Source organism: Enterobacter sp. FB (assembly GCF_000805795.1).
GTDB lineage: Bacteria > Pseudomonadota > Gammaproteobacteria > Enterobacterales > Enterobacteriaceae > Enterobacter > Enterobacter roggenkampii.
This window is the reverse complement of sequence record NZ_JSZC01000013.1, coordinates 2340805-2353086: the sequence shown is the minus strand read 5'-3', so window position 1 is coordinate 2353086 and position 12282 is coordinate 2340805. Positions and strand designations below refer to the sequence as shown.

General features: G+C 57.1%; 10 protein-coding genes. 3 read left to right on the top strand and 7 right to left on the bottom strand.

The annotated features are described in order from the left end of the window. Positions 1–22: 22 nt before the first annotated feature. Entirely contained in the window at positions 23–307 is a 285-nt protein-coding gene (gene rplY, locus PI91_RS18235; protein ID WP_008500956.1) for a 50S ribosomal protein L25, read from the bottom strand. Between the two features lie 125 nt (positions 308–432). Further along, on the bottom strand, positions 433–2193 hold the full coding sequence (locus PI91_RS18230; RefSeq protein WP_039266769.1) for a DEAD/DEAH box helicase: 1761 nt from the start codon (positions 2191–2193) through the stop codon (positions 433–435). Positions 2194–2474: 281 nt separating this feature from the next. Between PI91_RS18230 and rsuA the strand changes: the two genes are divergently transcribed. The 3 genes from rsuA to PI91_RS18215 all read left to right on the top strand — a co-directional run bounded on the left by rsuA (position 2475) and on the right by PI91_RS18215 (position 5018). After that, positions 2475–3182 (top strand): 16S rRNA pseudouridine(516) synthase RsuA, encoded by a 708-nt coding sequence (gene rsuA / locus PI91_RS18225; RefSeq protein WP_008500954.1) that lies wholly within the window; start codon positions 2475–2477, stop codon positions 3180–3182. Between the two features lie 15 nt (positions 3183–3197). Then, positions 3198–4394 (top strand): Bcr/CflA family multidrug efflux MFS transporter, encoded by a 1197-nt coding sequence (locus PI91_RS18220; RefSeq protein WP_039266768.1) that lies wholly within the window; start codon positions 3198–3200, stop codon positions 4392–4394. A gap of 279 nt (positions 4395–4673) precedes the next feature. Beyond that, on the top strand, positions 4674–5018 hold the full coding sequence (locus PI91_RS18215; protein ID WP_008500952.1) for a YejG family protein: 345 nt from the start codon (positions 4674–4676) through the stop codon (positions 5016–5018). Between the two features lie 3 nt (positions 5019–5021). On the opposite strand, the gene yejF is transcribed toward PI91_RS18215, so the two are convergent. The 5 genes from yejF to PI91_RS18190 form a co-directional block, all read right to left on the bottom strand. Continuing rightward, the gene (gene yejF / locus PI91_RS18210; RefSeq protein WP_039266765.1) at positions 5022–6611 is read right to left on the bottom strand and encodes a microcin C ABC transporter ATP-binding protein YejF; all 1590 of its coding nucleotides are present in this window, start codon (positions 6609–6611) and stop codon (positions 5022–5024) included. Position 6612: 1 nt separating this feature from the next. Continuing rightward, positions 6613–7638 carry an ABC transporter permease gene (locus tag PI91_RS18205; RefSeq protein WP_039266764.1) on the bottom strand — a complete coding sequence of 342 codons (1026 nt, stop codon included), beginning with the start codon at positions 7636–7638 and terminating at the stop codon, positions 6613–6615. After that, positions 7638–8732, bottom strand: coding sequence for a microcin C ABC transporter permease YejB (locus PI91_RS18200; RefSeq protein ID WP_008500949.1), 1095 nt, complete (start codon positions 8730–8732; stop codon positions 7638–7640). Before PI91_RS18200 ends, PI91_RS18205 begins: the two co-directional genes overlap by 1 nt. A gap of 9 nt (positions 8733–8741) precedes the next feature. After that, a complete protein-coding gene (locus PI91_RS18195; protein ID WP_039266763.1) occupies positions 8742–10547 on the bottom strand; it encodes an extracellular solute-binding protein in 1806 nt (601 codons plus the stop codon). Between the two features lie 73 nt (positions 10548–10620). After that, complete coding sequence (locus PI91_RS18190) at positions 10621–12177, bottom strand: cyclic di-GMP phosphodiesterase (RefSeq protein ID WP_008500947.1); 1557 nt, start codon at positions 12175–12177, stop codon at positions 10621–10623. Positions 12178–12282: the final 105 nt, after the last annotated feature.

Sequence of the window (12282 nt, the reverse complement as noted above, 5' to 3'; positions counted from 1 at the left end):
GTTTTTTTCGACAGGTTTGCGATTACGCGCGAACGAAGTCGATGTGAGTCAGTTTTGGCTTGAACGCGTGACGCTGAACAGCCTGAACTTTCACTTTTTCTTCTTTACCGCCAACAACGATGGTCAGAACTTCGCTGTAGAATTCAGCTTTGGTCTGCAGGTTCCACAGTTTGTCGTGATCCAGTTCGATTGCAACTGGAGCAGCTTCGCCACCGTAAACGATAGCCGGGAACTTGTTAGCGGTACGCAGGCGGCGGCTCGCACCCTTACCCTGCACGTTACGTACTTCTGCTTCGATAGTGAACATTGATTTCTCTCTGTATTTAAAACCCTACTACAGGCGACCCAGCAGCAGGTGAGTGTTCTGCCTCACGGATGTGAAGCGGGCGGCATTTTATACTCAAATGCCCCTCACATCAATGAAAAGTCCCGCTAACCGCGCAATTCGTTGGCGCGACGGAAGCGACCTTCGTAGTCAAAGAGCTTCTCGCGCACCTGCCAGTACTGGCCTTTCTTACGGGCGACGACAAAATCCGGATAGCGCAACAACACCTGCTGGCGCACGATATCGGCCACGGTGATCCAGCGCAGGGGCACGCCCGGGGTGCGGGTGTGCGGGCGAATAAACAGCTGTTCGAAGGCCGTTCGCTGGGCAGGCGTCTGGACCCGGAAGCGCTCGCTGACGTCCGCCCCGTCCTCGTCGTAATAGGTGATTTTCAGCCATTCGCCTTTTTCATCGGCGCCGGGCTGCAGCGCCATGCCGGAACAGCGCAGCACCAGCGCATCTTTCAGCTTTAGCGCCGCTTTCAGCATGTCGTCCGGGTCAACCAGCACCGTGTCGCACTCCCGACAGCGGCGAGCGGCAATGTCATTTTCGGCGTTGCACTGCGGGCAGTTTTTGAAGCGGAAACGAAAATCGCACTGCTCGCGATGCCCTTCATCATCCTCAAACCAGCCCTGACAGCGGCGGCCAAAATGTTCGATCAGCGTGCCGTCGGCGGTGGTTTTGCCCCAGAAGGTGTTGGCAAACCCGCAGGCAGAGCAAAAGACCTGCACGGGCACGTTGTCGCTTTTTCCTTTTGGCGCGCCGACCTCAGGCGTATAGAGATCGTGCGGGTTACCGGCATAATCCAGAATCAGGCAGTCGGTTTTCCCCGGCGCCAGACGCAGACCGCGGCCAACAATTTGCTGATACAGACTGACCGATTCGGTCGGGCGCAAGATAGCGATCAGGTCGACGTGCGGGGCGTCAAAGCCGGTGGTCAACACCGACACGTTAACCAGATAGCGGAACCGCTGGGCTTTAAAGGCCTCAATCAGGCGGTCGCGCTCGGGGCCGGGCGTCTCGCCGGTGATGAGCGCCGCGTCGCCGGAGGGCAGTAACCCGGTGATTTCGCGCGCGTGCTCAACGGTGGCGGCAAAGATCATCACCCCTTTGCGCGTCGCGGCGAACTCCTCAATCTGGCTGATGATATGCGGCGTAATGCGCTTTTGCTTTTTCAGCTCCTGGTTAAGATCCGCTTCGCTGAATAACCCGTTGCTCTGCGCCTGCAGGCGGCTGAAATCGTACTGCACCACCGGCATATCCAGCCGTTCAGGTGGCGTCAGGTAGCCATGTTTAATCATGTAGCGCAGCGGAAGCTCGTAGATGCAGTCGCTAAACAGGGCCTTGTCATCGCCGCGCACCATGCCGTGATAATGGTAACGATAGATCCAGCCTTTACCCAGACGAAACGGGGTCGCCGTCAGGCCCAGCAGGCGCAGGTGAGGGTTCACGTCTTTCAGGTGCGTCAGGATTTGCTGATACTGGCTGTCGTCGTCATCGCTGATGCGGTGACACTCGTCGACAATCAGCAGCGAAAATTCGCTGCGAAACAGATCCAGATTGCGGGCCACCGACTGCACGCTGCCAAACACCACCTTGCCGTGGCTCTCTTTACGCTTTAGACCGGCGGCGAAAATGTCGGCTTCCAGTCCAAGTGCACAATACTTGGCATGGTTTTGCGCGACGAGCTCTTTAACGTGCGCCAGCACCAGCACGCGGCCACGGGCCAGACGCGCCAGTTCGGCAATGACCAGGCTTTTGCCTGCACCGGTCGGGAGCACAATCGCCGCCGGCTCGCGATGTTTACGGAACCAGGCGAGGGTGGCGTCAACGGCTTCCTGCTGATAGGGACGAAGTGTAAAAGTCATGGGGTCTCGGTTTTGTTATTCCGCACATATACCCGTCATACTTCAAGTTGCCTGTGCGTTGGCTGCACTCGTTCACCCCGGTCACTTACTTATGTAAGCTCCCGGGGATTCACTCCTTTGCCGCCTTCATGCAACTCGAATTATTTAGGGTATAGATAGTATGCCACGAAACTTTTTCCCTTGAGTGGCGCAACCAGACCATTATACTGAACCGTTCCAGACTGCTTCTATTTTCGGACCTGTTGTCCGACTTCCTGCACCATTAAGGCTAAAAAGATTTCATGCGACTTGATAAGTTTATCGCTCAGCAACTCGGCGTAAGCCGCGCTATTGCCGGGCGCGAAATTCGCGCCAGCCGCGTTACCGTGGATGGCGACATTGTGAGAGACAGCGCGTTCAAACTGCAACCTGACCATCAGGTGGAGTATGACGGCAATCCGCTGACCCAGCAGCACGGTCCTCGCTACTTCATGCTCAATAAGCCGGAAGGCTACGTCTGCTCAACGGACGATCCGGATCACCCGACGGTGCTCTATTTCCTCGACGAACCGGTGGCGCACAAGCTGCATGCCGCAGGCCGCCTCGATATCGACACCACCGGTCTGGTGCTGATGACCGACGACGGTCAGTGGTCGCACCGCATCACCTCTCCACGCCACCACTGCGAGAAAACCTATCTCGTGACGCTGGAGTCACCGGTGTCGGATGACACGGCAGAGCACTTCGCGAAAGGCGTGCAGCTGCATAATGAAAAAGATCTGACTAAACCGGCGGTGCTTGAAGTCATCACCCCGACGGTGGTCCGTCTGACCATCAGCGAAGGGCGCTACCATCAGGTGAAACGTATGTTTGCCGCGGTGGGGAACCACGTTGTAGGCCTGCATCGCGAACGGATTGGTGCGATTGAACTCGATCCCGACCTTGCGCCAGGCGAATACCGTCCGTTAACGGAAGAAGAGATCGCCAGCGTCGGTCTGCCTTCGCACTAATTTCAGGAGAACTCTGTGACCACCAGGCCACACTCGTCGTTCAAAATCGTCTTCATTCTTGGCCTGCTGGCCATGCTGATGCCGCTGTCTATTGATATGTACCTGCCCGCGCTGCCGGTCATTTCCGCGCAGTTTGGCGTCCCGGCGGGCAGCGCGCAGATGACGCTCAGCACCTATATTCTCGGCTTTGCCCTCGGCCAGCTGTTTTATGGCCCGATGGCGGACAGCCTTGGACGCAAGCCCGTCATTCTGGGCGGGACGCTGGTCTTTGCGGCCGCAGCGGTTGCCTGCGCGCTGGCCCAGACCATCGATCATCTGATCATCATGCGCTTCTTCCACGGTCTGGCGGCGGCAGCGGCAAGCGTGGTGATTAACGCCCTGATGCGCGATATCTACCCGAAGGAAGAGTTCTCCCGCATGATGTCGTTTGTCATGCTGGTGACGACGATTGCGCCGCTGGTGGCCCCAATGGCGGGTGGTGCGGTGCTGGTGTGGTTCAGCTGGCATGTGATTTTCTGGATCCTGGCCCTGGCCGCGCTGCTGGCCTCGGCAATGATCTTCTTCTTTATAGATGAAACGCTTCCCGTCGAGCGCCGCCAGAAGTTTCACATCCGTACCACCATCGGCAACTTTGCCTCGCTGTTTCGCCACAAGCGCGTGCTCAGCTATATGCTGGCAAGCGGGTTCAGCTTCGCCGGAATGTTCTCCTTCCTGAGCGCCGGGCCGTTTGTCTACATCGAGCTTAACCACGTGTCGCCGCAGCACTTCGGCTATTACTTTGCGATTAATATCGTCTTCCTGTTCATCATGACCATCATCAACAGCCGCTTTGTCCGGCGGGTGGGGGCGCTGAACATGTTTCGCGCGGGGCTGTGGATCCAGTTTGTGATGGCGATCTGGCTGGTGGTGAGCGCGTTTCTGGGCGTGGGCTTCTGGGCGCTGGTGGTCGGCGTAGCGGCCTTTGTCGGCTGCGTGTCGATGGTGTCGTCCAATGCGATGGCGGTGATTCTGGATGAGTTCCCGCACATGGCGGGGACCGCCTCTTCCCTGGCGGGGACGTTCCGCTTCGGCATCGGCGCTATCGTTGGCGCGTTGCTTTCGATGGCCACCTTTACGACGGCATGGCCCATGCTGTGGGCGATGGCGTTTTGCGCAACCAGCTCGATACTCTTCTATCTTTACGCCAGTCGACCGCGAAAAGCGGCCCACTAAAACACAGAGAAGGCCCGGCAGGGCCTTTTTTGTTGATGCATATCAACCAAACCCCCGTTCGTTTATGCCGTGTTTGTTTATTTTATGTAAAATCTATTTGTGTAAAAAGTCACATCATTGTATTCAAAAAGGTTGAGTTAGATCGCAGAAACGGGTACATATAGCGCCGACGCGAGCCTGAATACCGATAAAAAAGTGCTGAATAGTGCAGGCTGGCGATGATGTGTTACTATAAATGTAAATAAATTGTGAAGTAAATTTTGCTTCCGGGGAACGAACGTGAATACATTACAACTTTCTATTGTCCATCGCTTGCCCCAGAGCTATCGCTGGTCGGCGGGTTTTGCTGGTTCGAAAGTTGAACCGATTCCGCAAAACGTCGCGGGCTGTGAAAACTGCCTGGTGGCGCTCAAGCTGCTGAGCCCGAGCGATGAAAATGCATGGCGGGTGATGGAGCGTCTCAGTCAGGCCCTGACGGATATCGAAGTGGACAGCTCCGTGCTGGAATGCGAAGGGGAGCCGTGCCTGTTTGTGAAAAGCCAGGACGAGTTTGCTGCCACCTGCCGCCTGAAAAATTTTGGCGTTGCTATTGCAGAGCCTTTCTCCGGCCAGTATCCATTCTGAGCGCTAGTCTGACGACAACAGCTGGCGCGTGTAGCGCTGCGATGGCGCGCTAAATACGCGCTGGCACTCTCCCTGCTCGACCACCTCTCCCTGTCGCAACACAATCACCTGATGGCATAACGCCCGCACCACCTGCAAATCATGGCTGATAAAGATATAGGCCAGCCGGTGCTTTTCCTGTAGCCCTTTAAGCAGCGCCAGGATCTGCGCCTGTACGGTCCTATCCAGAGACGACGTCGGTTCATCCAGAATAATCAGCTCTGGTTTCAGGATCAGCGCGCGGGCAATGGCGATACGCTGGCGCTGCCCGCCGGAAAATTCCGCAGGATAGCGGTGGCGCGTCTCGGGATCTAAACCCACTTCAACCATTACCCGCATGACCTCCTGCTCGCGCTGCTGCGCGCTCAGGCCGGGCTGATGGACGCGCAGGCCCTCTTCGACAATCTGTAACACGCTGAGCCGCGGGTTAAGCGAGGAGTTGGGATCCTGAAAGACCACCTGCATGCGAGGACGTACGGGCAGCATCTGCCGCCGGTTCCAGCGGTGCAGCGGCATGCCGTCAAACAGGATTTCGCCCTGGGAGGCAATTAAGCGCAGCAGCGCCAGACCGGTGGTGCTTTTACCCGAGCCGGATTCGCCCACCAGCCCGAGGGATTCGCCCGGGCGCAGCGAGAAGCGGAGGTTTTTCAGCACCGGGTTGCGATCGACAATGCGGCGCAGAATACCTTTGCGGATCGGGAACGAGACGGACAGATCCTCAACGCGCAGCAGCGGCGTGCTGTCAGCGTCGAGGGGAACCGGGTCGCCGGAGGGTTCGCTGTCGAGCAGGCGCTGCGTATAGGGGTGTTGCGGCGCGCTCAACAGCGTGGACGCCGCATTCTGTTCAACACAGCGGCCGTTTTGCATCACCGCGACGCTGTCGGCCAGCTTTCTCACAATGCTCAGGTTGTGCGTGATAAACAGCAGGCTCATGTTCAGCTCGTCACGCAGGTCCCGCAGCAGCGTCAGTATTTGCGCCTGTACCGTCACGTCCAGCGCCGTTGTGGGTTCGTCGGCAATCAACAGCTCGGGGCGCGTCAGCAGCGCCATGGCGATCATCACGCGCTGGCGTTCGCCGCCGGAGAGCTGATGCGGAAAATCATTCAGCCGTTTGGCCGCATTGCGTATGCCTGTGCGTTCAAGACAATCCAGAATTTCTCCCCGCGCGGCCTCTTTGCGCATCCCACGGTGCAGGGAGAGCACTTCATAGAGCTGTTTTTCCAGGCTGTGCAGAGGGTTAAGCGACACCATCGGCTCCTGGAAGATCATCGCGATTTTGTTGCCGCGAATGCCGCGCAGGGTCTGTTCGTCGGCGTGCAGCAGCGAACGGCCGTGAAAAAGGATATCCCCTTGCGGGTAGCTTACCGGCGGAGAAGGCAGCAGCCGCAGGATGGAGAGCGCCGAAACGCTCTTGCCTGAACCCGACTCACCCACCAGGGCCAGCGTTTCACCGCGCTGGATCTGCAGCGTCAGGTCGCTGACCACGGTGCGCGTCTCGTCCTGCTTTGAAAAAGCAATCGACAGGTTATCAATACGGAGCAGAGGCTGGGTCATTTTAAACCGCCTTGTTAGGATCAAAGGCATCGCGCACGGCTTCGCCAATAAAAATCAGCAGCGACAGCAGCACGGCCACGGAAAGAAAGGCGGCGATGCCTAACCACGGCGCCTGCAGGTTGTTCTTGCCCTGCAGCAGCAGTTCGCCGAGCGACGGGGAACCCAACGGTAGCCCGAAACCGAGAAAATCCAGTGAGGTGAGGGTGGTGATGGAGCTGCACAGAATAAACGGCAGGAAGGTGAGCGTTGCCACCACGGCGTTGGGCAGCATATGGCGGAAGATGATCCCGCGGTCGCTCACGCCAAGCGCCTGCGCGGCGCGAATATAGTCGAAATTACGGGTGCGCAGAAACTCGGCCCTGACCACACCGACCAGCGCCATCCAGCCGAACAGGACGGTAATGCCTAATAGCCACCAGAAGTTGGGCTGTACGACGCTGGAAAGCAGGATGATCAGAAACAGCGTCGGCATGCCTGACCAGACTTCAATAATCCGCTGACACCACAGGTCAATCTTCCCGCCGTAGTAACCCTGAACGGCGCCCGCCACGACGCCCATCACGCTTGAGAAGAGCGTCAGCATCAGTCCAAAGAGAAGCGAGATTCGCGTGCCGTACAGGATGCGTGCCAGCACGTCGCCGCCGTTAGCATCCGTTCCCAGCCAGTTTTGCGCGGAGGGCGGGGAAGGGAAGGGGGTCGTGGTGGCGAAGTTAATGCTGTTTGCGCCAAAACGCACCGGCGCCCAGAGCGCCCAGCCGTGCTGCTCAATCTGCTGGCGAAGCCATGGATCCTGGTACTCCGCCGGCGTCGCAAACGGGCCGCCAAAGTCGCTTTCGCTGTAATTGGCGATGACCGGCACGTACCAGCGGTCGTTAAAATGCACCAGCAGCGGTTTATCGTTAGCGATCAGTTCTGAAAACAGGCTTAAGACAAACAGCACGGCAAAAATCCACAGCGACCAGTAGCCGCGGCGGTTGTGGCGAAAGCGGGCCCAGCGGGCCTGGTTGACGGGGCTTAAACGCGGCATCATCGGCCCTCAAAATCGATTCGGGGATCGACCAGCGTATAGCTGATATCGCTGATGATATTCAGCAGCAGGCCAATCAGGGTGAAAATATAGAGCGTGCCGAACATTACCGGATAATCACGCGACACGGTGGCCTCATAGCCCAGCAGGCCCAGACCGTTAAGCGAGAACATCACCTCTATCAGCAGCGAGCCGGTAAAAAACATACTGATGAACGTGGCCGGAAATCCGGCGATCACCAGCAGCATGGCGTTGCGGAACACGTGCTTCCACATGATCTGCTTCTCGCTCACGCCTTTAGCGCGGGCCGTGACGACGTACTGTTTACGAATTTCATCGAGAAAGGCGTTTTTGGTCAACATGGTCAGGGCCGCAAACCCGCCAATGACCGTGGCCAGAACCGGCAGCGTGATATGCCAGAGGTAGTCGGTGATTTTCTGGTACCACGGCAGGGAGCTGAAATCGGCGGAGACGAGCCCCCGCAGCGGGAAGAGATCAAAATAACTGCCCCCGGCAAAAAAGACGATCAGCAGAACGGCGAACAGAAACGCCGGGATGGCATAGCCGATAATGATGAACGTGCTGCTCCAGATATCGAACCGGCTGCCGTTGTACACCGCTTTGCGGATCCCAAGCGGTATAGAGACCAGATAGATGATCAGCGTACCCCACAGCCCGAGCGTGATCGAAACCGGCAGGCTTTGCTTGATCAGCGTCAGCACTGACGCACTGCGGAACAGGCTATCGCCAAAATCAAAGCGGATGTAATCCCAGAGCATTTTGAAATAGCGCTCGTGAATCGGTTTATCAAAGCCGTAGCGGTGGGTGATCTCGGCGATCACTTCCGGATCCAGCCCGCGTCCCCCGCGGTAATGGCTTTCGCTGATATTCCCTACGCCAGTTCGCGCATGGCTGGCGCCCATCCCTTCACCGCCGCCGCCCGGCATGCCGCCGCTGTTGCCAAATTCAATGGCGGCAATGGCCTGATCGACCGGCCCACCGGGAGCGATTTGCACGATAAAAAAGTTAATCGTGATAATGGCCCACAGGGTGGGGATGACCAGCAGCAGACGGCGGAGAAGATAGGCACCCATGATAATTCCTTATCGCCGCTCAGCGGGAAGTCTGGCGGCTTTGTTAACGTCATACCACCAGGTGTCAAAGCCCAGAGAATAGACCGGGCGCACGGCAGGCACGGAGAACTTATCCCAGCGCGCAAGGCGATCTTCGCCCATATACCACATCGGCAGCATGTAGTAGTTCCAGGTTAAGACCCTGTCGAGGGCGCGCCCGAGCGGCACGAGCTTGTCTTTTTCCCCCTGCGCCGCCACGATTTTCGCAATGAGCGCATCAATCGCCGGGCTTTTTACCCCCGGCGCATTGTACGAGGAGTCGATGTAGCTGGAGGCCCAGGAGATTTGCAGGTCCGAGCTAGGCCACGGCTGCGCGGGCCACAGGCGCTGCATCATGTCGTAATCACGGCTGCGCATGCGGCTGGTGATCTGCGCGTTATCGACCTGGCGAATGTTCATGGTCACGCCCAGCCGCTCAAGGTTGTGCTTAAACGGCAGCACCCACTGGTCGTTGCCCCCGGACGAGAGCAGCAGCTCAAAGCTGAGTGGCTTGCCCGTTTTGGCATCCACACGTTTTTGGTTCTTCAGGTGCCAGCCTGCGTCATCCAGCAGCTTGCTGGCTTTGAGCAGGTTGTCGCGGTCGTAACCGTCACCGTTTGAAGCAGGCGGCTGAAACACCGTTGTAAACACCTCTGGCGGTACCTCTGCTTTAAGGGGGGCCAGCAGTACCAGCTCGTCGGCTTTCGGATAATCGCGCGCGGCGTATTCGGTATTCTGAAAATAGCTGTTGGCGCGGCTATAAGCCCCGTAAAACAGCGCTTTGTTCATCCACTCAAAATCAAAGGCCAGGGAGATGGCTTCCCGCACCCGGCGGTCATTAAATACCGGACGCTGAATATTAAACGCCAGCCAGCGGGTGTCCTGGGCAGATTCATTTTTGTGTTCGTCTTTGACGATATAGCCTTTGGCGAAATTTTTGCCGATATAGCGGGTCGCCCAGTTTTTGGCGCTGCTCTCGACGCGCAAATCGAATGCCCCGGCTTTAAACGCTTCAAACGCCACGTTATCGTCGAGGTAGTAATCATAGCGAAGGGTGTCGAAGTTCCAGCGCCCGCGGTTGACCGGCAGATTGGCCGCCCAGTAGTCTTTGACGCGGGAATAGACGACATATTGCCCCATGCGCCAGTCGGTAATGCGGTAGGGGCCGCCAGCCAGTGGAGGCGTTGAAAGCGGGTCGCTCAGCTTATGATTTTTCCAGAACGATTCCGGCATCACCGGCAGCGAGAACAGGCTGAGCATATTCTCTTTGTTCGGTTCGCTCAGCTCAATGCGCACAGTGAGCGGCGCGATGGCTCTGACCGACGCGCCTTTATATACGATGCGGAACTGGGGGACGCCTTCGGTCATGAATTTATGGAAGGTGAACGCAACGTCGCTGGCCTTCACCGGTGTGCCATCGTGAAAACGTGCCCGCGGGTTCAGCGAGATTTCCGCCCAGGCGAAGTTATCGGCGTAACGCACGTTCTCGGCAATCAGCGGATAGTAGCTGCCGGGCTCGTCATCGGAGGTGACAAAGAGCGTATCGTAAAGCGATTCCGTTCGCGCGGCCGCCACGCCGCGCAGGGCGTAGCGGTTGAAGTTGTCGAAGGTTCCCGTGGCGGAAAGCGTGACCTTACCGCCTTTTGGCGCGGCTGGGTTGACGTAATCGAAGTGCGTAAAATTGACCGCGTATTTCGGCTCGCCAATCACCGCGAAGGCGATATTCTCTTTGATGGTTTGCGCCTGGCTGGACAGGCTCGTGAATGCCAACATCAGCAACATAAAGCGCATAAGCATCTCGCGGCAGCTCCCTCTCTACAGACCGGCTCGGTTAAGCTGAATAATAAGTGACGTCACGGGCAATGTGAAATTAATCGCCTTCGGGCGAAATATCAGGCCGCCATTCGCGGAACTGCGCCAGCGGCATCGGGCGGCTAATCCAGTATCCCTGCAGGAAGTTAACGCCGTGTTCGCGCAGCCAGGCCGCCTGTTCCGGCGTCTCTACCCCTTCGGCGACGGTCGACATATTCAGTCGTCTTGCCAGCGTCAGAACAGCATCCAGCACCGGCGACGTCACGGTCTCGGTACCGATCGCATTAACAAAACCACGGTCGATTTTGAGGTAGTCCATGGTGAAATGCTCAAGGTAAATCAGCGCGCTGTGGCCGGTACCAAAATCATCAATGGCGATTTCAAACCCTTCGTTATGCAGCCATTCGAAAAGGGTGTTGGCCTCCCGATGGTTGAGCATATCGCGCTCGGTAATTTCCAGCACGATCTGGAAGTAATCCGGCGGCAGCAGGGCTTTAAAGGTGCGCATATCGTCCTTGAAGCTTTCCGCATGCAGATGCCCCGGTGCAATGTTAATACCCACCTTTGCGCCCGGAGGTAACAGCGTTTGTAAAACGGGAGCATCGTGAATGATAAGGTCAAAGAGATGCAGCGTCAGCGGGACAATCAGCTTCTGTGCTTCGGCAAAATTGATAAACGCGTCCGGCGGAATTTCCCCCATTGTCGGGTGTTTCCAGCGCATCAGGACTTCAAGCCCGGTCATCCTGAGCGATTTGGCATCGACGACGGGCTGATAAACCACATAAAACTGACCGCGCTTGATAGCGCTTAAAATTTCTTTACCCGGGTTGAGCCGAATGCTGAGGATGTAGTAGTTAAGCGATCCGGCACAAATACCGCATACCAGCCCGAAGAACAGCGCGTAGAGAATTTCATCGCTGGTCCATGCGTCCGCATACAGGTTGATGGTCAGGGGGAGGTCTTTCAGCGTCGCCGTGCGGACCGGGATGTCATGCAAGTCGCGGGTATGAACCAGCGTGCTGGACCGCGTCGACAAGGCGTTATCGCCGATAATGATAGCGATACCCGCGAACTCGTCCTGGCGCTCAGTATAAAGCAGGTAAGGCGTCAGATTAATATTCACAGAAGTGAACACCCCGCCGTCCTTCACTAATGGGTTGCGGTACCAGATCGCAATCGCAGGTTCATCAGGCAGCATGGGGGTACCCGGAAGCAACGCCATATCGATCTGTTTATTGATGTTCAGCTCAGGTATGAGCGTCTCCATCGGGGCATTCATCGGGCCTGTTGCCGAGGAGCAGAATGCCATCTTGTCCCGGACCAGCAGGAAGGCGCGAACGTTAATGCTGAAGGCCGCGCGTGAGGTGAGTTCCTGGTTGACGTCCTGGCACGTGTTCAGCGTGAGAGGCTGGAGGACATTGACCGCTTTTTTTAGGTCTTCGAAATAGCTCCCCATGTAGGCGCTCACATCATTCACCAGGGTGTCGAATTTGACTTCCCGCTTGTGGTAACTCCACGAAAATTGCAGGGAACCCAGGAGCAGGGCGGTGATGAGACCCGTGATAATACTGAGGATCAGTATTTTACGATTACTGGAGAAGTAGCGGGTGAGCATAGACGTCGTGATTCCTGAAAAGCCGCTTGATGTATTCAGTGTAACGGGCAAAAAAAAACACTGCCGAAGCAGTGCTTTTTTTCATCATATCGCCAGCCAAGGGAT